The organism is Burkholderia sp. SRS-25 (assembly GCF_004343765.1).
Classification (GTDB): domain Bacteria; phylum Pseudomonadota; class Gammaproteobacteria; order Burkholderiales; family Burkholderiaceae; genus Burkholderia; species Burkholderia contaminans.
Genome location: NZ_PTXM01000008.1, coordinates 71,152 through 96,164 on the forward strand (window position 1 = coordinate 71,152; position 25,013 = coordinate 96,164).

Annotated in this window: 27 protein-coding genes and 2 pseudogenes; 12 read left to right on the forward strand and 17 right to left on the reverse strand. The window is 66.2% G+C overall.

Annotated elements, in window-relative coordinates; genetic code table 11:
* Window positions 1-49 precede the first annotated feature (49 nt).
* A complete protein-coding gene (locus C5O79_RS12230; protein WP_122474119.1) occupies window positions 50-460 on the reverse strand; it encodes an ACT domain-containing protein in 411 nt (136 codons plus the stop codon).
* A 299-nt stretch (window positions 461-759) separates the two neighbouring features.
* Entirely contained in the window at window positions 760-1,164 is a 405-nt protein-coding gene (locus C5O79_RS12240; protein WP_122474120.1) for a RidA family protein, read from the reverse strand.
* A 151-nt stretch (window positions 1,165-1,315) separates the two neighbouring features.
* Between C5O79_RS12240 and C5O79_RS12245 the strand changes: the two genes are divergently transcribed.
* Window positions 1,316-2,281: a LysR family transcriptional regulator gene (locus tag C5O79_RS12245; RefSeq protein WP_046545948.1), complete on the forward strand. Its 966-nt coding sequence runs from the start codon at window positions 1,316-1,318 to the stop codon at window positions 2,279-2,281.
* 82 nt (window positions 2,282-2,363) lie between these two features.
* Here the strand turns inward: C5O79_RS12245 and C5O79_RS12250 are convergent, their stop codons facing one another.
* The 11 genes from C5O79_RS12250 to C5O79_RS12300 form a co-directional block, all read right to left on the reverse strand.
* A complete protein-coding gene (locus C5O79_RS12250) occupies window positions 2,364-2,876 on the reverse strand; it encodes an ureidoglycolate lyase (protein ID WP_046545949.1) in 513 nt (170 codons plus the stop codon).
* Window positions 2,873-3,886 carry an allantoicase gene (alc, locus tag C5O79_RS12255; protein ID WP_011352409.1) on the reverse strand — a complete coding sequence of 338 codons (1,014 nt, stop codon included), beginning with the start codon at window positions 3,884-3,886 and terminating at the stop codon, window positions 2,873-2,875. Before alc ends, C5O79_RS12250 begins: the two co-directional genes overlap by 4 nt.
* A gap of 62 nt (window positions 3,887-3,948) precedes the next feature.
* Complete coding sequence (gene uraD / locus C5O79_RS12260) at window positions 3,949-4,470, reverse strand: 2-oxo-4-hydroxy-4-carboxy-5-ureidoimidazoline decarboxylase (protein WP_046545950.1); 522 nt, start codon at window positions 4,468-4,470, stop codon at window positions 3,949-3,951.
* The gene (gene puuE / locus C5O79_RS12265) at window positions 4,467-5,420 is read right to left on the reverse strand and encodes an allantoinase PuuE (protein WP_039342815.1); all 954 of its coding nucleotides are present in this window, start codon (window positions 5,418-5,420) and stop codon (window positions 4,467-4,469) included. Before puuE ends, uraD begins: the two co-directional genes overlap by 4 nt.
* A gap of 148 nt (window positions 5,421-5,568) precedes the next feature.
* The gene (locus tag C5O79_RS12270) at window positions 5,569-6,360 is read right to left on the reverse strand and encodes an aspartate/glutamate racemase family protein (RefSeq protein ID WP_046545951.1); all 792 of its coding nucleotides are present in this window, start codon (window positions 6,358-6,360) and stop codon (window positions 5,569-5,571) included.
* Between the two features lie 10 nt (window positions 6,361-6,370).
* Window positions 6,371-7,855, reverse strand: coding sequence for an NCS1 family nucleobase:cation symporter-1 (locus C5O79_RS12275; protein ID WP_122474122.1), 1,485 nt, complete (start codon window positions 7,853-7,855; stop codon window positions 6,371-6,373).
* A gap of 149 nt (window positions 7,856-8,004) precedes the next feature.
* On the reverse strand, window positions 8,005-8,709 hold the full coding sequence (locus C5O79_RS12280; RefSeq protein WP_039342809.1) for a GntR family transcriptional regulator: 705 nt from the start codon (window positions 8,707-8,709) through the stop codon (window positions 8,005-8,007).
* Between the two features lie 305 nt (window positions 8,710-9,014).
* Window positions 9,015-9,953 (reverse strand): muramoyltetrapeptide carboxypeptidase, encoded by a 939-nt coding sequence (gene ldcA, locus C5O79_RS12285; RefSeq protein ID WP_047850728.1) that lies wholly within the window; start codon window positions 9,951-9,953, stop codon window positions 9,015-9,017.
* Window positions 9,954-10,064: 111 nt separating this feature from the next.
* Window positions 10,065-10,661, reverse strand: a complete 597-nt coding sequence (gene tadA, locus C5O79_RS12290) for a tRNA adenosine(34) deaminase TadA (protein WP_046545955.1) — start codon at window positions 10,659-10,661, stop codon at window positions 10,065-10,067.
* Complete coding sequence (locus tag C5O79_RS12295) at window positions 10,658-11,059, reverse strand: DnaJ family domain-containing protein (protein WP_006478536.1); 402 nt, start codon at window positions 11,057-11,059, stop codon at window positions 10,658-10,660. The genes tadA and C5O79_RS12295 overlap by 4 nt, the downstream gene beginning before the upstream one ends.
* A gap of 283 nt (window positions 11,060-11,342) precedes the next feature.
* Window positions 11,343-12,563 (reverse strand): MFS transporter, encoded by a 1,221-nt coding sequence (locus tag C5O79_RS12300; protein ID WP_122474123.1) that lies wholly within the window; start codon window positions 12,561-12,563, stop codon window positions 11,343-11,345.
* A 321-nt stretch (window positions 12,564-12,884) separates the two neighbouring features.
* Between C5O79_RS12300 and C5O79_RS12305 the strand changes: the two genes are divergently transcribed.
* From C5O79_RS12305 to C5O79_RS12340, 8 genes and pseudogenes are all read left to right on the forward strand, one after another.
* Window positions 12,885-13,655: a GntR family transcriptional regulator gene (locus C5O79_RS12305; protein WP_122474124.1), complete on the forward strand. Its 771-nt coding sequence runs from the start codon at window positions 12,885-12,887 to the stop codon at window positions 13,653-13,655.
* On the forward strand, window positions 13,652-15,391 hold the full coding sequence (locus tag C5O79_RS12310) for a fumarate reductase/succinate dehydrogenase flavoprotein subunit (protein WP_122474125.1): 1,740 nt from the start codon (window positions 13,652-13,654) through the stop codon (window positions 15,389-15,391). The genes C5O79_RS12305 and C5O79_RS12310 overlap by 4 nt, the downstream gene beginning before the upstream one ends.
* Before the next feature lie 10 nt (window positions 15,392-15,401).
* The gene (locus tag C5O79_RS12315; protein ID WP_039342800.1) at window positions 15,402-15,647 is read left to right on the forward strand and encodes a ferredoxin family protein; all 246 of its coding nucleotides are present in this window, start codon (window positions 15,402-15,404) and stop codon (window positions 15,645-15,647) included.
* Window positions 15,648-15,678: 31 nt separating this feature from the next.
* Window positions 15,679-16,674 (forward strand): HEAT repeat domain-containing protein, encoded by a 996-nt coding sequence (locus tag C5O79_RS12320; protein WP_122474126.1) that lies wholly within the window; start codon window positions 15,679-15,681, stop codon window positions 16,672-16,674.
* Window positions 16,671-16,947: pseudogene (locus C5O79_RS12325) on the forward strand (DUF971 domain-containing protein). Before C5O79_RS12320 ends, C5O79_RS12325 begins: the two are co-directional and overlap by 4 nt.
* Before the next feature lie 14 nt (window positions 16,948-16,961).
* Window positions 16,962-17,909: an NAD(P)-dependent oxidoreductase gene (locus C5O79_RS12330; RefSeq protein ID WP_346428591.1), complete on the forward strand. Its 948-nt coding sequence runs from the start codon at window positions 16,962-16,964 to the stop codon at window positions 17,907-17,909.
* 50 nt (window positions 17,910-17,959) lie between these two features.
* On the forward strand, window positions 17,960-18,451 hold the full coding sequence (locus C5O79_RS12335) for an NUDIX hydrolase (RefSeq protein ID WP_122474128.1): 492 nt from the start codon (window positions 17,960-17,962) through the stop codon (window positions 18,449-18,451).
* A 116-nt stretch (window positions 18,452-18,567) separates the two neighbouring features.
* A complete protein-coding gene (locus C5O79_RS12340; RefSeq protein ID WP_122474129.1) occupies window positions 18,568-19,032 on the forward strand; it encodes an acetyltransferase in 465 nt (154 codons plus the stop codon).
* 115 nt (window positions 19,033-19,147) lie between these two features.
* Here the strand turns inward: C5O79_RS12340 and C5O79_RS12345 are convergent, their stop codons facing one another.
* Window positions 19,148-19,702, reverse strand: a complete 555-nt coding sequence (locus C5O79_RS12345; RefSeq protein ID WP_047851133.1) for a TetR/AcrR family transcriptional regulator — start codon at window positions 19,700-19,702, stop codon at window positions 19,148-19,150.
* A gap of 96 nt (window positions 19,703-19,798) precedes the next feature.
* Between C5O79_RS12345 and C5O79_RS12350 the strand changes: the two genes are divergently transcribed.
* Both C5O79_RS12350 and C5O79_RS12355 read left to right on the forward strand, forming a co-directional pair.
* Window positions 19,799-20,464 carry a DJ-1/PfpI family protein gene (locus C5O79_RS12350; RefSeq protein WP_063779037.1) on the forward strand — a complete coding sequence of 222 codons (666 nt, stop codon included), beginning with the start codon at window positions 19,799-19,801 and terminating at the stop codon, window positions 20,462-20,464.
* A 234-nt stretch (window positions 20,465-20,698) separates the two neighbouring features.
* Complete coding sequence (locus tag C5O79_RS12355) at window positions 20,699-21,316, forward strand: 3'-5' exonuclease (protein ID WP_046545966.1); 618 nt, start codon at window positions 20,699-20,701, stop codon at window positions 21,314-21,316.
* A gap of 182 nt (window positions 21,317-21,498) precedes the next feature.
* Here the strand turns inward: C5O79_RS12355 and C5O79_RS12360 are convergent, their stop codons facing one another.
* Together C5O79_RS12360 and C5O79_RS12365 are read right to left on the reverse strand one after the other, a co-directional pair.
* Window positions 21,499-21,792 (reverse strand): hypothetical protein, encoded by a 294-nt coding sequence (locus C5O79_RS12360; protein ID WP_046545967.1) that lies wholly within the window; start codon window positions 21,790-21,792, stop codon window positions 21,499-21,501.
* 537 nt (window positions 21,793-22,329) lie between these two features.
* On the reverse strand, window positions 22,330-23,058 hold the full coding sequence (locus C5O79_RS12365) for a LysR substrate-binding domain-containing protein (RefSeq protein ID WP_226148120.1): 729 nt from the start codon (window positions 23,056-23,058) through the stop codon (window positions 22,330-22,332).
* Between C5O79_RS12365 and C5O79_RS38545 the strand changes: the two are divergent.
* A pseudogene (locus C5O79_RS38545) lies at window positions 23,002-23,118 on the forward strand (oxidoreductase); the annotation flags it as partial. The gene C5O79_RS12365 and the pseudogene C5O79_RS38545 sit on opposite strands and share 57 nt — an antisense overlap.
* 170 nt (window positions 23,119-23,288) lie before the next feature.
* On the opposite strand, the gene guaA reads toward C5O79_RS38545, so the two are convergent.
* Complete coding sequence (gene guaA, locus C5O79_RS12370; protein ID WP_039342775.1) at window positions 23,289-24,908, reverse strand: glutamine-hydrolyzing GMP synthase; 1,620 nt, start codon at window positions 24,906-24,908, stop codon at window positions 23,289-23,291.
* Window positions 24,909-25,013: the final 105 nt, after the last annotated feature.

Below are 25,013 nucleotides of genomic sequence, written 5' to 3' on the forward strand. Positions count from 1 at the left end.
GCCCGGTGACGGGCCCGTTCTTTTGCGGGTTCCGAATGCGCTTCGCGCGTCAGCCGCGCATCGCGTCGCGCTGGAGCGCGACGAGCGCATTAAGCGCGCGCGGGCCATCGTCGAACGGCACGAAGATGTGATCGTGGTAGGCGGCGGCCATCACGTTGCAACTGATGCCGGCCGCGCCGAGCGCCCGTGCGAATGCTGCCGTGAGGCCCACCGCCGCGAGGTCGGAGTGCACGGTCAGCGTGATCCAGGCCGCACGGAACAGCACGGGCCAGCCGTGACGCACGGCCGCCTCCTCTTCGACCACGACGGTCAGCCCTTCCGCCTCGCGGAACGTTGCTATCGCTTCGGATAACGATACGTCTGCGTCGGTCGGCAGCGACACGAATGCGAACGCGCCCGGATGCAGCTCGGGCTGCATCGTGCTCAGCAGGATCGCGAGGTTGCTTTCAGGTTGGCTCATCGAAGGCACGCCCGGAATCGGGCATCGCGCGGTGGAGATGCCGGCACGATAGCACGCACAGACGCCGCCACTACGCGCGCATCGTTGCAACGCGTTCATCAGCGAGCCAGTCGCACAACGCGCGGTATGCGGATCGTCCAGGATGCGCTCCGGATACACGACGTGATACTTGCCGTGCGCCGGTTCGGCACGGCGACACTGCCCGACGCATCGTCGTTCGTCGCGCTGCTGCATCGCGCGTACGAACAGGAGCCGCCGGTCGCGCCGTGACGCGCGCCGCCGCGAACCGAGCGCGCTGCTCACGCGTCGACCGTCTCCGGCAACCGCGCGATCGCCTTGATCTCGAACTGGAAGCCGTACAGCCACGTCACGCCGACGGCGGTCAGCGTCGGATGCGGCGCGGCGCCCCAGTAGTCGGGTACGATCTCCCAGATCCGCTCGAACGTCGCTTCGGGGTCGACGAGGAACACGGTCACGTCGACGACGTCGTCGAACGTACAGCCGGCCGCGCGCAGCACGGCATTCAGGTTGTCGAACGCGCGGCGCACCTGCGCGCCCAGCTCCGGCTCCGGCGAGCCGTCCTCGCGGCTGCCGACCTGCCCGGACACGAACAGGAAGTCGTTCGAGCGCACCGCCGGCGAATAGCGGTTGCGGTCATACAGTGCCTGGCGACCGGGCGGGAAAACCACGCTACGCTTTACCATCCCCTACCTCCTTCGGTTTGTGGGGCGAAACCGCCCCGGCATCAACGATGAAGGCACTTTAAGGACCATTGCACGGCGAATAAACCGGCAACCCTGTCCAACACTGTTTGCACGCACCAAACAATTCCGACCGACGCGGAGCCCTGACCCGATGGATCGATTCGACGCAATGCAGGCGTTCGCCCGCGTGGTGGAAGCCGGCAGCTTCACGAAGGCAGCCGAGACGCTGCACATGAGCCGCACCACCGTCACGCAACTCGTGCAGCAGCTCGAAGCGCGGCTGCGCGTGAAGCTGTTCAACCGCACGACGCGCAAGGTCGTCGTCACGGCGGACGGCGCCGCATATTACGACCGCGTCGTGCGGCTGCTGGCCGACATGGACGATGCCGAAACGAGCCTGTCCGCCGCCTCCGCGTCGCCCCGGGGGCGGCTGCGCGTGGACGTGCCGAGCCCGTTCGCGCGCCTGATCCTGATCCCCGCGCTGCCCGCGTTCCATGCGCGCTATCCGGACATCCAGCTCGACATGGGCGTGAGCGACCGCGTGGTGGACGTGATCGGCGAGAACGTCGACTGCGTCGTGCGCGGCGGCGAGCCGACCGATCGCTCACTGATCGCGCGGCGCGTCGGCGACCTGCGGCTCGGCGTGTATGCGTCACCGTCCTATCTCGCACGTGCCGGCACGCCGACGCATCCGGACGAGCTGGAGGATACGCATCACCGGGTCGTCGGCTTTCTGTGGGCACGCACCGGCAAGGCGTTGCCGTTTGCGATGGAGCGCGACGGCGAGCAGGTCCATGTGCGCGGACGCTACGTGCTCGCGGTCGACGACGGCAATGCGTACCTCGAGGCGGGCCTCGCCGGACTGGGCATTCTGTGGCTGCCCGACTACATGGCAGGCGCGCATCGCGCCCGCGGCGAACTGGTGCCGCTGTTCGAGCAATGGCAGCTCGAACCGATGCCGATGTACATCGCGTTCCCGCCGAACCGGCACGTCAGCGCGAAGCTGCGCGTCTTCATCGACTGGGTCGCCGAGCTGATGGCGCAGCATGCACCGATTGCGAACCGGCGTCGCGGCGCCGGCAGCTCGCACGACACGCGCAAAAACGCGGCGACCTGAATCGCGCCGAACCGGCCGCACATAAAAAAAACCCGCGCATGATGCGCGGGTTTCGTCAGACGCCGGCAGAAACGCCGGCGACTCAGGCCGTCAGCGCGTGCAGCGCGTCGTCGGTGAGCCACAGCGATTCCTGCAGGTCCTGCTCGTTCAGGTTCAGGCCATCGCCGCCGCGATCGACGACGATGAAATCACTGACGCCGCCGAGCGCGATCAGCGGGTGATGCCACACGCCCTTCGCATAGTTGACGCCCTGCCAGCCGCTCGTCACGAACGCGCGGATCTTCGCCGGATCGAGATCGCCCGCGGGCGCCACGACGACGAGATACGGCTGGTCGTTCAGCGGCACGAACGCCTGGCTGCCGAGCGGGTGCCGCTCGAGCATCTTCACTTCGAACGGCAGCGTACGCGGCTGGCCGCGGAACAGGTTGACGAGCGTGCGGCCGTCTTCATCGGTCACGTCGACTTTCGCGAGATCGTGAAAGCGGATCGTGGTGCCGAGGTTGATCGGGATCTGCTTCGCCCCTTTGGTTTCGATCACGTCGCCGAACGGCGTGAACGCTTCCTTGGTCAGCGGTTCGATGGCAAGCGTCTTCATTTGTCGAGCGTCCCCCACAGGCGCAGGCGCGACACGCCGCCGTCCGGAATGATGTTCAGCCGGACGTGCGTGACGGGGCCGAGCGACGCGATGTCCTGTTCGAAGTAGTGCTGCTTGTCCATCTGCAGCTTCTGTTCGCCGAGCAGCACCGGCCAGAACATCGACTGCGTGATCAGCGAGCTGTCCGTGCCGCCCGACACGTACGCGGCCTGGATCGAACAGCGGTCCGGGTAGTTGCCCTTGAAGAACGCGGTATCGACTTCGATCTTGCGGATCACGCCCGGCTGCGCGAGCGCGATGATCGCCCAGTCGTTGCCCGGTTCGCGGCGGCGGCGGGTTTCCCAGCCGTCACCCATGTTCACGCCGCGGCCCGGCAGCAGCAGGTTCGACGCGACGCCGAAGTGCTGGTTGTTCGCGGCCACCACGTAACCGCCGTTTTCCATCGCCGCGAGATCGAACTGCTCGGTCGCGCTCGCGCCGGCCCAGTCGAGCTGAGGCTGGCCGTACACGCGCAGGCGTGCGATGCCGCCATCCGGATAGATGTTCACGCGCAGGTGCGTAAACGCTCGCGCATCGCTCGCTTCGACGTAGTGATGGCTGTTGCCCTGCAACGTCGTCGACGGCACGATCTCGACCCACTCGGTCGCATGCGTCGGCGCGCCGTCGGCCACGAACGCGGCCTCGATCGACGCGGCCGGCGGGAAATTGCCGGTGAAATGGCTCGTGTCGATGTCGAAGCCCTTGATCACACCCGGGCGCGCGAGCTTGACGATGCACCAGTCGTAGCCCGTCGTGCGCTTGCGGCGCGTTTCCCAGCCGTCCATCCACTTGCCGTGGTCGTCGTACTTGCCGGGGATGAAGACGGCCGGCTCGGGGTTCAGCATCCGGTCCTTCGGCGCGAAGAAATCGTCGCTGGCTTCGAGCGCCTGCGCACCGAGACGCGGATCGGCCAGGTTCACGTAGCGCCGCGTGAAGTCGGGTGCGTTGGGATCGAGAAGCGGAACAGCCATGATGTTTCCTTGTTTCAGTGAGGCGATCAGGCCGCTGCAACGCAGCAGGCCGCATTGCGATGTCAGGCGTCGATCAGGTCGTCGAGGCGGAAACGCGCGATCCGGTAGATCTGGTCGAGGCTCGCCCGCAGTTCCTCGGTGCGCGAGTGATTCACGCGCGATTCGAAGTTCGCGATGATGCCGTGCCGGTCATAGCCGCGCACCGCGAGGATGAACGGGAAACCGAACTTCTCGCGATACGTGCGGTTCAGCGTCAGCAGCTTGTCGAACTCTTCCTGCGTGCACTGGTCGAGGCCCGCGCCGCTCTGCTCGCGCGTCGACTCGGCGGTCAGCTCGCCGCGCACGGCGGCCTTGCCGGCCAGCTCCGGGTGAGCGTTGATCAGCGCGAGCTGGCGCACTTCGCCGGCCGTTTCCACCGCGCCCGACATCGTCTTGTGGAGCGCGTCGATGCTCGCGAACGGCCGCTCGCCCGCGGCGAATTCGGCCACCCACGGCGAATGTTCGAAAATCCCCGACAATGCCGCGACAAATGCACTCGGCGCCATCGTGTTCAGTTGTTCCAACGTGTAGCGCATCGCCTTCATGCTTTCCCTTCGTTTCGATGATTGGGCTGATACGGATGATGTTCACGCCAGTGACGCGCGATATCGACACGGCGCGTCACCCATACGCGATCGTGCTTCTCGATGTGATCGAGGAAACGCTGCAGCCCGCGGAACCGGCCCGGCCGGCCGAGCAACCGGCAGTGCATGCCGATCGACAGCATCTTCGGCGCCTCGTCGCCCTCCGCGTACAGCACGTCGAATGCGTCGCGCAGGTAGTCGAAGAAGTGATCGCCGGTGTTGAAGCCCTGCGGCGTCGCGAAGCGCATGTCGTTCGTGTCGAGCGTGTACGGCACGATCAGTTGCGGCGACGTGCCGCCGCCCGACACTTCGACGTCCATCCAGAACGGCAGGTCGTCGCCGTAGTTGTCGGAGTCGTACAGGAAGCCGCCGTATTCCGCGACCAGGCGGTGCGTATTGGGGCTGTCGCGGCCGGTGTACCAGCCTAGCGGGCGCTCGCCCGTCACGCGCTCGATCGCTTCCATCCCGAGGCGCATGTGCTCCGCCTCGAGCTCGGGCGTCATGCTCTGGTAGTGGATCCAGCGCCAGCCATGGCACGCGATTTCATGGCCCAGCTCGACGAAGGCGCGCGCAAGCTCCGGGTGGCGTTCGATCGCCATGCCGACGCCGAACACCGTCAGCGGCATCCCGCGCTTCTCGAATTCCCGCAGGATGCGCCACACGCCGGCCCGCGAACCGTATTCGTAGATCGACTCCATGCTCATGTGGCGGTCGGGATACGCGGCCGCGCCGACGATTTCCGACAGGAACTGCTCGGAGCCCGGATCGCCGTGCAGTACGCAGTTCTCGCCGCCCTCCTCGTAGTTCAGCACGAACTGCACGGCGACGCGGGCGCGCCCCGGCCAGTTCGCCTGAACGGGATGGCGGCCGTAGCCGATCAGGTCGCGCGGATAGTTGGGATCGAGTGACATGGTTCGAAGTGCGGCGAAAGTTCGCTGAAATAATGGGTTCGCATCGACTGCGCAGGTGCCTGAGGCCGGCTGCGCAAGCCGATGCGATGACGGCCCAGTGTAGCGAAAACGCCCATACGCGCCCATACAGCGGCGCAGATAGTGCGTGTCAGACGGTGTGTATGTGCGGTTGCGGCAAATTCGGGAGCGGTTCCGCCTCATCCCCGTCCGGCGGGCTGAAGCGGGCGAACGCGCCGTCGTAGCGCTTCGGCAGCGGGCGCGCGTAGTCGCCGCGCTTCGCGGTCGCGAGGCGCAGCGCGACGAGCGCCTCGGCCCACTTGACGGCCGCCGTGACGCCCTCGACCACCGGCGCGCCGATCTGCTGCTCGATCTCGTGCGCGAACTCGGCCATCCCCGCGCAACCGAGCACGATCGCGTCGGCGCCGTCCTCGTCGAGCGCGCGCCGGCATTCGTCGACGATGATCCGGCGCGCGGCCGAGCCCGGCCGGTCGAGCTCGAGCACCGCGACGTCGGTCGCGCGCACGTTGCGGCAGAACCGTTTCATCCCGTAGCGCTCGGCGAGATGCCATGCCATCCCGCAGGTGCGCGCGAGTGTCGTGACGACCGAAAAGCCCGGCGCGAGCACGCTCGCCGCATGCATCGCGGCCTCCGCAATGCCGATCACCGGCCCGCGTGCGAGCTCGCGCGCCGCGTACAGGCCCGGATCGCCGAAGCACGCGATCACGTACGCATCGCAGCCGTCGCGCTCACCCTGCACGATCTCGGCGAGCAGCCCCGGCGTCGCGAGCGCCTCGTCGTAATACCCTTCGATCGACGGTGGCCCCATCGGCGGGCTCACCGCGACGATCTCCGTGCCGGCGGCCGCGACCTCGCGCGCGCAGCGGCCCATCGCGTCGGTCATCCGCTGGGTCGTGTTCGGATTGATCAGTCGGATCTTCATCGCACGCTCCTCAGGCCTTCGCGCTCACGAGCAGCCGGTAGAACACGAAGCCGAGCCCCGCGCCGATGAACCACGAGAAGTTCGCGACGCCCTGCCAGCCCGGCACCATCACGCAGACGATCGCGATCACCGCGGCCGGCAACAGTGCGGCAAGCGCGCGGCGGTTCACGCCGCCCGTGTACCAGTACGTGCCGCTTTCCGACATCGTGTACAGGTCGTCGCGCACGAGCCTGCCGCGCTTGACGAGGTAGAAGTCGGCGATCAGCACGCCGTACAGCGGGCCGATGAACGCGCCGAGCACATCGAGCGTGTAGTGGATCACGGCCGGGTTGTTGAACAGGTTCCACGGCGTGATGAAGATCGACGCGACGGCCGCGAGCATCCCGCCCGCACGCCAGCTGATCAGGCGCGGCGCGACGTTCGAGAAGTCGAACGCGGGCGACACGAAGTTCGCGACGATGTTGATGCCGATCGTTGCGATCGTGAACGTCAGCGCGCCGAGGATCACCGCGGTCGGATGGTCGATGCGGCCGACCGTCGCGACCGGATCGGTGATCAGTTCGCCGAACACCGGCAGCGTCGCGGCGGTGGTGATCACCGTGACGAGCGAGAACGCGAGGAAGTTGACGGGCAGTCCCCAGAAATTGCCGCGCTTCACGTCGCCGAACGAGCGGCAGTAGCGCGAGAAATCGCCGAAGTTCAGCATCGGCCCGGAGAAGTACGACACGACCAGCGATACGGCCGTGATCATCACCGGAATCACTTCCGCGCCGTGGTACTTCACCCCGCCGAGGTTGATGCCGATGTTGCGCCAGCCCGCGCGCCACACCATGTAGCCGGCGAGGATGAACATCACGACGTAGACGGCCGGCCCCGCGAAGTCGATGAACTTCTTGATCGTCTCCATCCCGTTCCAGAACACGAACGCCTGGAGCACCCACAGCAGCATGAAGCCGGCCCAGCCGACCGCCGACAGCCCGAGGAAGCCGTAGCGATGGACGTCCGCGTAAGGCAGCCACTGCGGGCAGAATTTCAGCACGACGATCACGAGCGCGCTCGATGCGAGATAGGTCTGGATGCCATACCACGCGATCGCGATCAGCCCGCGGATCACGGCCGGCACGTTCGCACCGAGTACGCCGAACGTCGCGCGGCACGCGACCGGATACGGCACGCCGATCTGCTGGCTCGGCCGTGCGATCAGGTTGCACAGCAGGTTCACGAAGCCGATCCCGACGATCAGTGCGATCAGCACCTGCCAGCTCGTCAGTCCGAGTGCGAACAGGCTGCCCGCGAACACGTAACCGCCGACGCTGTGCACGTCGGACATCCAGAACGCGAAGATATTGTACGAACCCCACGTCTGATTCTTAAGGGGTGCCAAATCTTCGTTATACAGACGTTCGCTGTAACCATTCGGCAGTGTCGGGTCGCCGCCCTCGCCGCCTTCTTCCGCCGGATAGGCGCTGTCGTGCGCCACACTGAACTGAGCCATGACTTCTCCTTGACGCGGCCGGAAGGCCGCTCCACCGTCATCGATATCGCTCCGGATCGACGCCCGGAGTCGGACCAGCGGCCCGCGGCAACGCCGCGGGCCTGCATTTCGCTCGTTCTTGTGGCGCGTGGCCGGGTTCGCGTCGCCGCTCAGGCGCCGCCGAACACTTCGCGCAAATCGACCTGCCCTTGTGCGGGCCGGTCCAGCATCTTCAGTTCGACATGCTGCAGGTGGTGCGCCATCAGCGTCACCGCCCGCTTCGGATCGCCTGCCTCCAGCGCACCGAGGATCTCGTCGTGGTCGTCGCACGAGCACGGGCTGCGCCCATGCGACTCGTACAGCGCCGACATCAGCGTCGAGCGTGCGACGAGCCCTTCGAGGCACTCGCTGAGCGTCGCATTGCCCATCAGCGTGGCGAGCGCCGTATGGAATTCGCCCGACAGGCGGATCCAGGCCGCGAAGTCCTGCCGCTGGAACGCCTTGCGTTCCTTCTCGATCAGCGAGGCGACGCCCTTCAGCCGCTTCGCGCCGGGCCCGGTCGCGAGCCGCTCGACCACGGCGAGCTCGATGATCCGGCGCATCTCGAACACTTCGTGCACGTCCTGCAGCGTCGGGCTCGCGACGAACGCGCCGCGGTTCGGCTCGAGATCGACCAGCTTGTCGGTCGCGAGCTGCGCGAGCGCCTGGCGGATCGCGCCACGCTTCACGCCGAACACCTCGCAGAGCTGCGCCTCCGTCAGCTTCGCGCCCGGCGCGAGCCGATGCTCGAGGATCGCCGTGCGGATCCGCTCGGCGATCGCTTCGGGACTGGCTGCACCGGACGGGTGGGATTCGGGCTCGTTCATGATCGGCATCGTGTGATGATCCTCATCCTAGGGCGGACATAAATATTGTCAACAATTCTTTTCCGGCATTGCGCACAATCGACGTGCATCGATGCGACCTCGGCCGGTGCATGATGCGTCAAATCCATGCATGACAAGGCTGAGGTGTACGGCCGACGCGCTTCTCGTCGTATACCCTCCGGTTATTTTGTTGACAAAACTGGTGCAAGATCCGGCCACGACCTTGCTGATGTCGACGAAAATACCTGACCGTTAGTTGCGCATTTACATAAAGAAAAAGGCGGAACCCCGCCTTTCGATCGACTGCGCCCGCCTCAACCGAGGTGCGGATAGTCCGACAGCGTGAGCCGGAACCCATGCGCATTCGCGACCAGTTGCGCCTGCGCGCCGAACGGCAGCGTGAGCAGGTCGGGCACGTGACCGAACTGGAGCCCCGTCACGACCGGAATCCCGATCACCGCGCGCACCTGGTCGATCATCGCCTGCATGTCGTAGCCGTTGTCGTACTCGAATGGTCGTGCACCGGTGAACTGGCCGAGCACGAGCGCCTGCTGGCGCGCGAGCAGCCCCGACAGGTGCAATTGATAGATCATCCGTTCGATCCGGAACGGCTGCTCGTTGACGTCCTCGATGAACAGGATGCCGCCTTCGATGTCGGGCATGTACGGCGTGCCGACGAGCGACGTGAGGATCGCGAGGTTGCCGCCCCACAGCGTGCCCGTCACGTTCACGCTCTGCACCTGCGGCGCTTCGGCGATGATCGTCGTGCTCGGCTGCGTCAGCGTCTGCCAGAAATGCTGCATCGTGAAGTCGCTCGGCGTTTCCGCGCCGAAGTCGGCGGACAGCATCGGGCCGCCGAACGTCTTGATGCGCGCCTTCGCGTACAGCGCGAGCTGGAGCGCGGTGAAGTCGCTGTGACCGACGAGCGCGACCGGCTGGTCCCTCAGCCGGCGCTCGAGCCCGCGATAGTCGAGCCCGTGCAGGACGCGTGCCGCGCCATAGCCGCCGCGCACCGCGAGCGCGATGTCCGGCAGCGGCCGCTCCGGATCGGCAAGACGATTCAGGTCGCCTGCCCGCTCGCCGTCGGTACCGCCGAACCGCTGGAAGCGCCGCTGCGTCGCCTCGATGTTCTCGATGCGATGCTGCGCGGTGCTGAGGCGTTCGAGCGCGCGATTGATCGCGTCCGGGTCGTGCGGATAGCCGGATGGCGCAAGCAGGCGGATGGTGTAGGACGCGGCGGGCTGGAAGGACATGGCGAAGAAAGGTGTCGGGTCGTCAAACCTGCTTAGAGGGTCCGAACCGTCTCCGGTTCACGGAACCGTGCACGCCCGGCTCGCGTCGAGCGGCGGATGCGGCGGGTGCGCCTATGACGCGCCGGGTTCGGCGTCGCGGGCGAGCCGTGCTTCGCGCAGCGCGCGACGGCGGTCGGCAAAGAACGACTTCAACGCGGCGCCGCACTCGTCGGCGAGCACGCCGCCGGTCACGTCGGTATGGTGGTTCAGTTGCGGATTCGCGAATGCGTCGATCACGCTGCCGCACGCGCCCGTCTTCGGATCGGCGGCGCCGTAGACGACCCGCGCGATGCGCGCATGCATGATCGCGCCCGCGCACATCAGGCACGGCTCGAGCGTCACGTACAGCTCGCAGCCGGGCATCCGGTAATTCTGCAGATGCTGCGCGGCCATGCGCAGCGCGGCCATTTCCGCATGGGCCGACGGATCGTGCCCGCCGATCGGATGGTTGAAGCCGCGTGCGATCACTTCGTCGCCACGCACGAGCACCGCGCCGACCGGCACTTCGCCGGCCGCGCGCGCCTCTTCGGCGGCAGCCTGGGCGAGACGCATGAAATGCAGGTCGCGCGCCGATACGGGCGCAGCTTCGGGAACGGGGGAATCGGCGGCGGGTTCGGCCGCCGGGGCGGCTGCCGACCGGGCTGCGTCGTGCAGCGCGTCGGACGTCACATCGGCCCCGCTTCGGCGGACGCTTCGTCGAGCCCGCGCTCGCACAGGCGCTCCGCGATGCGCCGGCAGTAATCGCGCGGCATCACCATCGGGCCGCCGCGCAGCGACTCGAGCGCCATGTCGAGTGCGAGGATCTTCGCCTGCAGACGGCACCGCGCGGCGCGGTCGCTGACCGCCTGCACTTCGTCATGCAGGTTGCGCAGCGCGCGCAATTGCTCGACGGCCGGCGGCACGAAGCCCGCATTCTTCAGGATACGGTTGGCCACCCGCACCTCCTCAGGTACGAGCAGGTCGTCGTCCAGCGCCTGCGGCGCGCCGGTACCCGGCAAATCGTCGAACTCGCCCCGCGCGGCGGCGGCGGCAATACGTTGTTCGACCAGGGCGTCAAGCAATCTCATCAGTCAATCGGAACAATGCGGCAGGCCGAATTCTAGCAGGGTGACGCCGGTATGACAGGCCCTTCGAATATATGCTCGATATTGTGTTTTTTAGGGGCCGAATCGTGGGGCATGCGCGCCGATCCGTCTCATTTGCCGCTCTGCTGCGCTGCAGCGGGCTGCGGGCCATCTGGACACAGGCAAATGCGACCAGTATGGGGCTCTGCTTTTGTTTGGGACGACGCCAACCGAACCGCGCCGTTCAGGAAAAACGGACACGGCCCTGTTTCCAGTTTTTCCGGGTTCATGCAGCCGCCGCTTCCCGCCGCGCGTTCGCGAACGGGCGGAACATCGTCGCGATCAGGAACGCGCCGAGACCGATCGCGAACGAGCCGAGATACAGCCAGCCGTAGCTGCCGAACGTATCGACGATCAGGCCGCCGGCGACGGGGCCCGCGGCCATCCCGAGGCTGCCGGCCATCGCGCAGCCGCCGATCACGGTGCCCATCATCCGCAGCGGGAAGTTCTCGCGTGCAAGCACCGAATACAGCGGCATCACGCCCGCGTAGATGAAGCCGAACACGACGGCGACCGCGTAGAACCCGTCGAGCGTGCGCACGAAGTAGTACCCGAGCGCACCCAGCGCCTGCGCGAGCAGCCCCGCCACCAGCATGCGCTTCGCGCCGAGGCGGTCGCCCAGGATCCCGAACGCGATCCGGCCGCCCATGCCGGCGAGCCCTTCGACGCTGTAGATCGACACCGCGACGATCAGCGGGATCCCGCACGTCACCGCGTAGCTGACCGTATGGAAGATCGGGCCCGAGTGCGTCGCGCAGCAGAAGAAGTTGGTCAGCAGCAGCACGATGAACTGCGGCGAACGCAGCGCATCCGCGACCGACATCGCCGCGGGCTCGCCGGCAGGCGCCGACACCGCGGGAGCCGCCTGCGCGCCGTCGAGCGCGGGCGCCCGGCGCACCAGCAGCGACACCGGAATCATCACCACGGCCGCGAGCGCCGCAATCAGCAGCATCGACGTGCGCCAGTCGCGCACCGACACGAGCCACGCGGCCAGCGGAGCCATCGTCATCGGCGCCATCCCCATGCCGGCCGACACGAGCGACACCGCGAGGCTGCGGTGCGTGTCGAACCAGCCCGTCACGCACGCCATCATCGGCGCGAATATCGCAGCCGTCGCGCCGCCGACGGCGAGACCAAAGGTGAGCTGGAACGCGAGCAGCGACGGCGCGCGGCTCGCCAGCGCCAGGCTTGCCGACAACAGGACGGCGCCCGTCATGACGACCGGGCGCGTGCCGATGCGGTCCGACAGGCTGCCCCACGCCATGCTCGCGAAGGCCATCGCGATGAAGCCGAGCGTCATCGCACCGGAAATGCCGGTCATCGACCAGCCCGTGTCGCGCGCGATCGCGCGCAGGAACACCGGCAGCGAAAACATCGCGCCGATCGCGATGCAGCCCATCACGCCGCCCGCGGCGACGATGACCCAGCGGTATCGGGAGTCCGGCATGGGGTACCTCCTTGTCGTGATGACGATCCTCGGGAACCGGGCGCCACCTGCGTCGCGCAATGCCCGGTCGACATGGATACGACGGACGACGCATCGGGAAATCGACATGCGCGGCACACGCAACGTCGAACTTTCATTGTCCGCCGATCGGCTCCGCCCGCAACGGGCGGATCGGGCCGTCACCGCTTACCGGATCGACCGTTCGGCCCGCCCCTGCCACCGCGCTTTTCCGGAATCGGAAAGTCGAAATCAGAAATAGTTGGTTGGACCGCGCGATCCGGCTGACTACACTCGGGCGATCTTGTCATAACAAGTTGACCGATGACCTCCCCCAACGTCGTGCCGCTGTCGGCGGCCCCGCTCTACGTGCAGATCAAGGACACGCTGCGCGCGCGCATTCTAGACGGCACCTATGCGCCGCACAGCCGGATGCCGTCCGAGCACGAACTCTGCGCGATGTTCGACGTCAGTCGCATCACGGTGCGCCAGGCGCTCGGCGATCTGCAGAAGGAAGGACTGCTGTTCAAGCTGCACGGCAAAGGCACCTTCGTGTCGAAGCCGAAGGCGTTCCAGAACGTGACCTCGCTGCAGGGCTTCGCGGAGGCGATGTCGTCGATGGGCTACGAGATCGTCAACCAGGTGCGCAGCCTCCGCACCGTCAAGGCCAACCGCCATCTCGCCACGAAGCTGAACGTGCCCGAGGGCGCGGCGCTCGTCGAGATTCATCGTGTGCGGCTGCTGAATCGCGAGCCCGTGTCGCTCGAACAGACGTGGGTGCCCGAAGCCCTCGGCAAGCGTCTCGCGGGCGCCGACCTCGCGACCCGCGACATTTTCCTGGTCCTGGAAAACGACTGCGGCATCCCGCTCGGCCATGCCGACGTGTCGATCGACGCGATCCTCGCCGACGACGAGATCGTCGATGCACTGCACGTCGAGGAAAGCAGCCCCGTGCTGCGCATCGAGCGCCTCACGCATGACGCGTCGGGCGCACCGATCGACTACGAAACCCTCTACTTCCGCGGCGACGCCTTCCAGTACCGGCTGCGCATCGACCGGCAGAAGCCGCGCAAACCTGCAAGGAAACAGCGATGACTACCCATGTGCTCGAATACGACATCGTCGTGGTCGGCGGCGGCACCGCCGGCCCGATGGCGGCGATCAAGGCGAAGGAGCGCGACCCGTCCCTGCGCGTGCTGCTGCTCGAAAAGGCCAACGTGAAGCGCAGCGGCGCGATCTCGATGGGGATGGACGGCCTGAACAACGCGGTGATCCCCGGGCATGCGACGCCCGAGCAGTACACGCGGGAGATCACGATCGCCAACGACGGGATCGTCGACCAGGAGGCCGTGTACGCATATGCGACGCACAGCTTCGCGACGATCGAGCAGCTCGACCGCTGGGGTGTGAAGTTCGAGAAGGACGGCACCGGCGACTACGCGGTGAAGAAGGTCCATCACATGGGCTCGTACGTGCTGCCGATGCCGGAAGGACACGACATCAAGAAGGTGCTGTACCGGCAGCTGAAGCGTGCGCGCGTCGCGATCACGAACCGGATCGTGGCGACGCGCGTGCTGACCGACGCGCAGGGCCGCGCGAGCGGCGTGCTCGGCTTCGACTGCCGCACCGCCGAGTTCCACGTGATCCGCGCGAAGGCCGTGATTCTCTGCTGCGGCGCGGCCGGTCGCCTCGGCCTGCCGGCCTCGGGCTACCTGATGGGCACCTACGAGAATCCGACCAACGCGGGCGACGGCTATGCGATGGCGTATCACGCCGGTGCCGCGCTCGCGAATCTCGAATGCTTCCAGATCAATCCGCTGATCAAGGACTACAACGGCCCCGCGTGCGCGTACGTCACCGGCCCGCTCGGCGGTTTCACCGCGAACGGCAAGGGCGAACGCTTCATCGAATGCGACTACTGGAGCGGCCAGATGATGTGGGAGTTCTACCAGGAACTGCAAAGCGGCAACGGCCCCGTGTTCCTGAAGCTCGACCACCTCGCGGAAGAAACGATCCAGACCATCGAGCAGATCCTTCATACGAACGAGCGGCCGAGCCGCGGCCGTTTCCATGCCGGGCGCGGCACCGATTACCGCAGCCGGATGGTCGAGATGCACATCTCCGAGATTGGTTTCTGCAGCGGCCACAGCGCATCCGGCGTGTACGTGAACGCCCGCGCGGAGACGACCGTGCCCGGGCTCTACGCGGCCGGCGACATGGCGGCCGTCCCGCACAACTACATGCTCGGCGCATTCACGTACGGCTGGTTTGCCGGGCAGAACGCGGCCGACTACGTGGCCGGCCGCGAGCATGCGCCGGTGGACGACGAACAGGTCGCCGCCGAACGCACGCGCGTGCTTGCGCCGCTGCTGCGCGAGCGCGGCCTCGCGCCGGCCCAGGTCGAATACAAGCTGCGCCGCATGGTGAACGATTATCTGCAACCGCCGAAGGTGACGCGCAAGATGGAAATCGGGCTGCAGCGCTTTGACGCCATTACTGAGGATATCGAAGAGATCAAGGCGAGCCACCCGCACGAACTGATGCGCGCCGCCGAGGTGCGCGCGATCCGTGACTGCGCGGAAATGGCCGCGCGCGCGTCGCTGTTCCGCACCGAAAGCCGCTGGGGGCTGTACCACCACCGCGTCGACTTCCCTCATCGCAACGACGCCGAATGGTTTTGCCACACCTGGCTGCGCAAGGATGCCGACGGCGCGATGCGCAGCGAGAAGCGGCCGGTCGAACCGTATGTCGTGCCGCTTGCCGACGACGAGCGCAGCGCCTACACGAATCTGCGCATCCGCGAACCAGCCGCGCTCGCGGCTGCCCTTTGAGGAACCCGCCATGCCCCATACCCCGCACGACATCTTCCAGCGCAGCAGCGCACCCGTGACGATCGACGAGAACCTGTGCATCGCCGACAAGGGCTGCACCGTCTGCGTCGACGTGTGCCCGCTCGACCTGCTCGCGATCGACGTGACCAAGGGCAAGGCCTATATGCAGTTCGACGAATGCTGGTACTGCATGCCATGCGAACGCGACTGCCCGACCGGCGCGGTCAAGGTCGACATCCCTTACCTGCTGCGCTGACCGTGTCCCCCAACGCTCCCTCCCGTCGCCCATGACCGACTCCTCCTTCGCTGCCGCGCTGGCCCGCGCGCATGCGTCCGACGAAGCCGCACTCGCCGCCCGCCTCGCGTCGCCCGATGCCGCCGTGCGTCGCGTCGCACTGTTCGAACTCGCCGATCTCGAGGACTCCGGGTTCGTGTCCGCTTTCATCGCCGCGCTGCGCGACGATCCGTCGGCCGACGTGCGCGCCGAAGCCGCCCGCGTGCTCGGTGCGTGGGAGCAGCCCGACGTCGTCGACGCACTGTGCGGTGCGTTGCTCGATCCGGACGACGACGTGCGCGCCGCCGCGGCGCAAAGCCTGTCCGAACTGAAGAACTCGGCATCGGGTGCCGTGCTGTGTCGATGGGCAGCCCGGCCCGAGCCGTTCGTGCGCCGAGCCGTGCTGCGCGGATTGCGCGAGTTGCGCGACCCCGGCGCATTCGCGCCCGCGCTGCACGCGCTCGACGCCGAACACGCCGCGGTGCGCGCCGAAGCCGTGGCGGTGCTCGGCTGGCTCAAGGATCCACGTGCGCTGCCGCCGCTCGCGGGCATTGCGACCACCGATACCGCAGCGGACGTGCGACGTCTCGCGGTCGGCGCGATCGGTTTCGCGGCGCCCGACGATGCGTCCACCATCCACGCACTGTTCCTCGCACTACGCGACCACGAATGGCAGGTGCGCGAGGAAACGGCCACGACGCTCGGCAAGCTGCGCGTTGCGACCGCACGCGAACCGCTCGTCGCCGCGCTCGACGACGACTACTGGCAAGTGCGCCTGCGTGCCGCACGTGCGCTCGGGCAACTGCGCGATGCGGCCGCGGCGCCGGCCGTCGCCGCGCTGCTCGCGCATGCGATCAGCAACCTGCGCAAGGAAGCCGCGCTTGCGCTCGGCGAATTGCGCGACCGCACGACGTTGCCCGCGCTGACCCGCGCGCTGGAGGACCACGATCCGGAAGTACGCAAGGCCGTGCGGATCGCGATCCGGCAAATCGACGAGTCGTCGCCATGATCGCCCCGACCGAAATCGCACTCGATCACCCTGCACGCACGTTGACGCTTCGCTGGCCGGACGGTCACACGCAACGCATCGGCTATGCGCAGCTGCGCGTTGATTGCCCGTGTGCGGAATGCCGAAGGATCCGGCGCAACGGCGGTCGTGTCGATGTACGACCCGATGTGATGCTGAACAACGTCGAGGCAGCCGGCTACGGTATTCGGCGACGGTCATGCGCGCGGCATCTATCCGTGGCCGTATCTGGCGGAGATGACGGCGCAACCGTGACGTGGCGCCAGCAGGTGTGCGGAAACGCTGCGATACTGACGCCCACGATCGTCTCCACCCACCGTGGGAGCCAGAACATGCAGACCGCAGTCGGATTCATCGGCCTTGGCGTGATGGGCACGCCGATGGCGCTCAATCTTGCACGGGCCGGTACGCCGCTCGTCGTGTGGAGCCGGTCGCACGGCAGCGACGATGCGCTGCGCGACGCCGGCGCGCGCGTGGCCGACCATGCAGACGACGTGTTCGCGGCCTGCCGCACCGTCATCCTGATGCTCGCGAACGACGCGGCGACCGACGCCGTCCTCGGACGCGGCACGACCGATTTCAGCCGCCGCGTCGCCGGACATACGATCGTCAACATGGGCACGCACCCGCCCGAATACTCGCGCGCGCTGGCCGACGAAATCGCCGCCGCGTCGGGCCGTTACGTCGAAGCGCCCGTGTCGGGGTCGCGCAAGCCGGCCGAAGCCGGTCAACTCGTCGTGATGCTCGCCGGCGCGCCGGACGACGTCGACGCCGTCCGTGCGCTCGTGAAGCCACTGTGCCGCGACAGCTTCGTGTGCGGCGACGTACCGTCGGCGCTGACGATGAAGCTCGCCGTGAACCTGTTCCTGATCACGATGGTCACCGGCCTGACCGAAGCCACGCATTTCGCGCAACGCCACGGCATCGATCTCGCGCGCTTCGCCGACGTGCTGAACGCGGGCCCGATGGCGAGCGACGTGTCACGCGTGAAGCTCGGCAAACTCGTCGCGGCTGATTTCTCGGTGCAGGCCGCGATCACCGACGTGCTGAAGAATGCCCGCCTCGTCGCCGAATCCGCGCGCGGCATCGGGATCGCCTCGCCCCTGCTCGACATCTGCCATGCGCTGTACGGCGAGACCGAGCGAGCCGGACATGGCGCGGACGACATGGTCGCGGTGATCCGCGCGATCGAGCAGCGCACCGACCACGCACGATGAATCGTCGCCGGCCGCCCCACCCACTCGAACCCACCCGCGCGTAGCATCACATGTCCGACTCACCCCGCTCCCCGACCCGCATCCCTGCTTCCGTCCGCCCGGTTCCCGCCGTGATCGGCATCGTCCTGCGGGAGCGCGACGTGCTGCTGGTACGTCGCGCCAATCCACCCGATGCGGGCTGCTGGGGCTTTCCCGGCGGCAAGATCGAAGTGGGGGAATCGATTGCGAACGCGGTCGTGCGCGAGATCGCCGAAGAGGCGACCATGGACGTCGAGGCGCTCGACGCCTTTACCGCGCTGGATGCGTTCGATTACGATGCTGGCGGCGACGTGTGTCAGCATTTCGTCATGGTCGCGGTGCTGTGCCGATGGTTGCGCGGCACGCCTGCCGCCGGCGACGATGCGCTCGATGCGCGCTGGTTCGATCTCGCCGAACTCGACCGCGATGACTTGCCGATGAGCACGGGGGTTCGTGATGTCGCGCGACGCGCGATCGAGCATGCTGCGGCCTATGGTCACGCACCGCGTCCGGCAAATACTTGAAAACCTGAAACACCGCCGTCTGTCTCGCAGCCTTTGCGAGCGGCCCGATCGGGGCCATGACGGTGCCGGCCACCCGCCGACGAACTGCCAATTACAAATCAAAGATGGGCCAATCCATGATCAGAATTCGCAAATCCACCCCGGCCGACGGCGCACGCGTGCTGGATATCTGGCGCAACGCGGTCGACGCCACGCACCACTTCCTCAGCGACGACGACCGTCGTGCGATCGAATCCGAAGTCGTCGCGTTCCTGCCTGGTGCGCCGCTCGATCTCGCCGTCGACGATACCGACCGCGCGATCGGCTTCATGCTGCTCGACGGCAGTCACATGGAAGCGCTGTTCGTCGATCCCGCTCACCATGGCGCGGGTGTCGGGCGCCTGCTCGTGGAAGATGCGCTCAAGCGTCACCCCGACCTGTCGACCGACGTCAACGAGCAGAACGAAACGGCGGCAGGATTCTATGAACGGCTCGGCTTCGAGCGCACCGGGCGATCGGCGCTCGATGGGCAGGGGCGCGCCTATCCGTTGATTCACCTGCGCTATCGCGCGAAACCGTCGTCCTCGCCGCAGCACGCATGATCGTAGCCCGCGCAGGATAGCGCGCCGCCCTCCACGTCATGCGCTCCGGGCACGCGAACGCTGCGACCTGATACCAGGTCCGCTCCACGCGTGCCGCATGCGGCCACGTGACGCGTCATGCACGACGCATCGGCACCACGCGCTCGACCATTGCAACCGCGCGCTGCATGAAACCGTTGAACCGTTCGGCATCGCGCCGCAACCCAGCCTGTTGTCCACCGATCAGGCACATGTGCACGGCCTGCCCGACGATTGCCGCCTCGCTCGACGTACGCACCAGCCCGCGTGACGTCTCGACCGCAAACGCGAGCCGCGCCGCATCGACGCGCTGCTGGAATTCCGCGACCAACGGATCGTGCAGCGCCCAGGCGCGAATCGCGATTTCACGCCCGGGCCGCTTCTCGGCGGCAATCCGCAGATAGCGCGCCAGTGTGTCGCCAGCACCGCGGCCTTCCGCCGCATACGCAAGCATGCGTGCGGTGTAGTCGTCCTCCCAAGCGGTCAGCAACGTCCTGACGAAGTCCTCGCGATTACGGAAGTGGTGATAGAACGATCCGCGGGTCACGTTCAGCCGGCGCGCGACGCTCTCGGCCGAAATGCCCGCATACCCTTCCCCGTCGAGGGCGTCGAAGCCCGCTGCAATCCAGTCGTTTCGCGTCAGTGTGCTCATCGTCATCGGCATACAGGCTGTGTATGGTGCGGCATGGACAGATAGGCTGCGAACTCTATCACGGCCGCCGCCGCTCCCGGCTGCGCGCCCCGACGCATGGAGTCCATCTTGAAAGACATCGCGCTCGTCGCATTCGACCGCTTCACCGACGTCGACCTGTTCCTGATGTGGGACATTCTCGGCCGCAACAGCCACGACTGGCGCGTCCGGATTCTGGGCGCACAGCCGGTGCTGCATTCCGCACATGGTCTAGCCATCCCGACGCACGGCCTGCTTGCCGACGCCAATCACGCCGACGCGGTCCTCTTTTCAAGCGGCAAGGAAGGCGTACCGGCCGCACTTGCCCATCCCGATTTCCTGCCGTCGTTCGATCTCGATCCGGAGCGCCAGCTTGTCGGGTCGATCTGCGGCGGAGCGTTCATTCTCGAGCGGCTCGGGCTGCTGCCGGCGCGCCGCGCAACGACGCATCCCGACGCGCGGAAGGGTTTGCAGGCACTCGGGCTGGACGTGCCGGACCAGCCGCTGGTGTGCCATCGCAACGTCGCGACCGCCGGCGGATGCCTTGCGTCGGTCTATCTGACAGGATGGCTGGTCGAATCGATGTTCGATGCGGACAAGCGCCGCGAGACGCTGCTGCCCGTGCTGCCGGCCGGGCAACGGGAGATCTATGAAGACCTGATCGAGTTCAGCATCAGGCAGGGTGCGGGACGAACCGCGGGCCCGATCCGGATGGTTGAAGGCGAGAGCGGGCTTGCGACATGACGCGCAGACCGGTGCGCTGCCGATAGCCGGCGGCCAGCGGCCTGTTGCATTGTCGTGCGTGCTGCCGGGCCAACGGCGGATCGGGACGAATTCGCGGGCGGTCCGGGGCATCGATCCGGTCGGCGCGCTCCGCACGGATGAGCGTTTCCCGGGCTGAGCGAGCCTGTCGCGGGCCTGGAGATGCTAACCTCTCGGCCACTCTAACGACACCGCGTGAAGCCACAGGATTCGACCATGCAAACCGTTGCGGTACTGGACTTCGAAACAACCGGACTTTCGCCGAATATGGGCGACCGTGCGACCGAAATCGCCGTCATCCTGCTCCGGGACGGTGAAATCGTCGACCGTTTCCAGAGCCTGATGAATGCAGGCAGACGCATACCGTCCGATGTCGTCGCGCTGACCGGCATCACGAACGAGATGATCGCAGCGGCGCCGCCGGCGTCGAAGGTCATGAAGGAAGCCGCGGCGTTCGTCGGCAAGCATGCGGTCGTGGCCCACAACGCCGGTTTCGACAAACGGTTCTGGCAGTCGGAACTCGGGCTGCTTGGCGAGTCGGCCGAGCATGCGTTTGCGTGCACGATGCTCGTGGCGAGACGTATCTATCCGGATGCCCGGAGTCACCGCCTGTCGAGCCTGGTCGATATGCTGCGGCTGCCGAAATCGGGCCGTGCGCACCGGGCGATGGTCGATGCCGAGATGGCCGGGCACCTGTGGTGCCGGCTGCAGGACGACATTGCGCGAACTTATGGACTGAATCGCATCGATCACGCACTCATGGCGCGTGTACAGGCCACGGCGAAGGCGAAGGTGCCGACCTACCTGCGTTCGCTCGTGGGCGCACACGCGTGAGCATCCGGGTCGCGATGCTTCCGATTCACGCAATCCATTGATGAAAAACGGCTTGGCAAGCTGCCAAGCCGTTTTCTTGTCGCAACAGTCTTCCGGTCGATGCCAAATACAAGGCAACGGCAGGACGGCCATTTTGTGGCCGCCCACGACGCTGATCGACTGAGCGGCAACTTGTTTTCGTGTCATGCAAGGCCGATGAGGAGCACCTTGAGGGTACCGCCGTGGCTGAGATCTCCCAGATAGGCCACGACCTTCTGCTTCTGCCCAAGCGCTGTGACCGCATTTCCAATCTGGATCAGCAACGCCGTGTTCGAGGCATCCACTTCAAACGAATTCCCGCCCTCGTTGTTGAGCATGAAAGGAAGGGTATTGTGATTGTCCCAATAGCCCAGCTGGATTGACTCGACGTCTACGCGCTTCAAACCGTCCGCCTGCTCCGCGAACTTCTGAATGTCGCTGAAATTTTGGTTCGACATGACAATTTCTCCTGCTGTGAGTTGAAAAGCCGAGAGCCAGGGCCGTATAGGCGAATCTGGCTTGCGCGAGTCACGCATCGATAACGCTCATCACAAGCTTCGTGGTGGCTTGAGCCGGCCATCCGCGAAGCGCACCTGCCGGGAAGAAATTAGGCCGAGCGCGCGGAACGATCAATTACACTCGATTACAGTCGCGGTGAAACGGGAAGGGGTAGCAGAACGAGAGCGGAAATAAAGGCATTCGCGACGTGTCGTCGCACAAGAATGGTCTCGGTATGTCCTGGTCGACGAAACACGAAAGCCGCGCGATGCTTCAATCAGGCTGCGGCGCCAGTCGGGCCGAAAAACAAAAAAGCCCGCTGTGAAGCGGGCTTCGATGTGTTGTCAGGTCGTCCCGTATGTGCCGGACGTCCAGTTACTCCTCTCGTCGTCCTGACGCACCTGTGCGTCACGCGCAGATGGAACTCACGCTCCCGCGCGCTCTTGCAGCGCGGCATGATGAGCAGGTTCCGCACCGAACACGGTAGGCGCCCGTCCTCATGACATTCTCGGCTGCGTTGCTTGTTTGCCGGCCGCTGGCACCAGCTCGCTCAACCGGGACAAGAAGAACTTGAGGATTGGAGAGGCATTGGAGCGGCTGTGCCCGACAACGAGGTCGATCGTCGGTGCATCTCCCGCCAGGGGGCGGCTCACCACGGACCACGGCAGCAGGTTCTCGACGTAGTCGGGAATCAACGTCAACCCGCGCGTCGACGCCACGAGCGACATCACCATCGCCGGGTTGTCCACGCCCTGAGTGGGCGTAAGCGTCACACCTTCGCGCTGCAGGTACGTGTCCACCACAGAACGCAGCACGCGCGCCTTGTTGGCCATTGCCACGAAGGGCTGCCCCACGAGTTGTTGCGGTCGGATGCTCTCTTGCGAGGCCAATGTGTGATCGCTCGGCATCAGCACGACCAGCGGCTCTTGCCCAACCGTCGTGTAATCCAGATCGAAGCCCGGCTCGGCGCGCAGAAAGGCCAGGTCCAGCCGGCCACGCGCCAACGCATCCGCCAGGTCCGGTGAGTAATCGCTGGAGACCGTTACATCGATATTCGGCAGCTCGTCGCGTAGCAAGTTCAGCGCCTTCGGCAGCCAGGTCATCTCCTGGCCGGTCAAGAATCCCGGTGCAAAACGCTGCTTGCTCGGCTGCGCCGCCCGGCGCGCGGCATCGGCCGAACCTCCGCCTTGACACTGGCCGCGGCCGGAGCGCAGGTCCTGGTTCACTACGGCAGCGGCGAGACGGACGCGACCGCCGTGGTCGACGAGATCCGCCGCGCCGGCGGTAGTGAACGAGAGTGTCTTGACCCGACCTCGATTTTTACCGTCAACTCGACCGCCAACTTGTTTTGCTGGCCGGCGATAGCCACCGATAGATTCCGCGACGTATTGACTTGAAAATCAATACGTCACGGCAATTTTTCGATAGCTGGCTATAGTCCTCGAAGGACGTCAATTCACTCCCACTCGATCGTCGCCGGCGGCTTGCCCGAGATGTCGTACACCACACGGTTGATCCCGCGCACCTCGTTGATGATCCGGTTCGACGCGCGGCCGAGCAGTGCGTACGGCAGATGCGCCCAGTGCGCGGTCATGAAATCGGTCGTCTGCACTGCGCGCAGCGACGTCACGTAGTCGTACGTGCGGCCATCGCCCATCACACCCACCGACTTCACCGGCAGGAACACCGCGAACGCCTGGCTCGTCAGGTCGTACCAGCTCTTGCCGACATCGGCTTCGCCGCACAGGCCGGCGGCCGCATCCTGCGCGGTCGCGGTCGTGTTGCGCAGCTCCTCGATGAAGATCGCGTCCGCGCGGCGCAGCAGGTCCGCGAACTCGCGCTTCACTTCGCCGAGAATCCGCACGCCGAGGCCCGGGCCCGGGAACGGATGGCGGTACACCATCTCCGGCGGCAGGCCGAGCGCGACGCCCAGCTCGCGCACTTCGTCCTTGAACAGGTCGCGCAGCGGTTCGAGCAGCTTGAGACCGAGCGTTTCCGGCAGGCCGCCGACGTTGTGGTGGCTCTTGATCGTCGTCGCCTTCTTCGTTTTCGTGCCGCCCGATTCCACCACGTCCGGGTAGATCGTGCCCTGCGCGAGCCACTTCGCCTTCGACAACTTCTTCGCCTCGGCCTGGAACACCTCGACGAACTCGCGGCCGATGATCTTGCGCTTCGCTTCCGGATCGGTCACGCCGGCCAGGTGGCCGAGGAACTGGTCGGACGCATCGACGTGCACGACCTTCGCATGCAGGCGGCCCTCGAACATGTCGAGCACCATCTTGCCTTCGTTCAGGCGCAGCAGGCCGTGATCGACGAACACGCAGGTGAGCTGGTCGCCGATCGCGCGATGGATCAGCGCAGCCGCGACGCTCGAATCGACACCACCCGACAGGCCGAGAATCACTTCCTCGTCACCGACCTGTTCGCGGATCTTCGCGACGGCTTCCTCGATGTGGTTCTTCATGATCCAGTCGGGCTTCGCGCCGGCGATCTGCAGCACGAAGCGCTCGATGATCTGGCGGCCCTTCACCGTGTGCGTGACTTCCGGATGGAACTGCACCGCGTAGTAGCCGCGCGCCTCGTCGGCCATGCCGGCGATCGGGCAGCTCGGCGTCGACGCCATCAGCGCGAAGCCCGGCGGCAGCTCGGCAACCTTGTCGCCGTGGCTCATCCAGACCTTCAGCATCCCGTGGCCTTCGTCCGTCTTGAAATCCTCGATGCCGTCGAGCAGGCGCGTATGGCCGTGTGCGCGCATTTCCGCGTAACCGAATTCGCGGTGGTCGCTCCACTCGACCTTGCCGCCGAGCTGCACGGCCATCGTCTGCATGCCGTAGCAAATGCCGAGCACCGGCACGCCGAGATCCCACACGGCCTGCGGCGCGCGCAGCTGATGGTCTTCGTACGTGCTCGCGTGGCTGCCCGACAGGATCACCGCCTTCGGCGCGAACTCGCGGACGAAGTCGTCGGACACATCGTTCGGATGGATTTCGCAGTAGACGTGCGCTTCACGCACGCGTCGCGCAATCAGTTGGGTGACTTGCGAACCGAAGTCGAGAATCAGGATTTTGTCGTGCATGGCTGCGGACGGGATGAAGAGAATAAGAAAAGCAGCGCATCATTTTCATCATGCGCTGCGTCAATAGCATGGACAGCGGCGTCGGGCGGAAGGCAGCACGCTCGA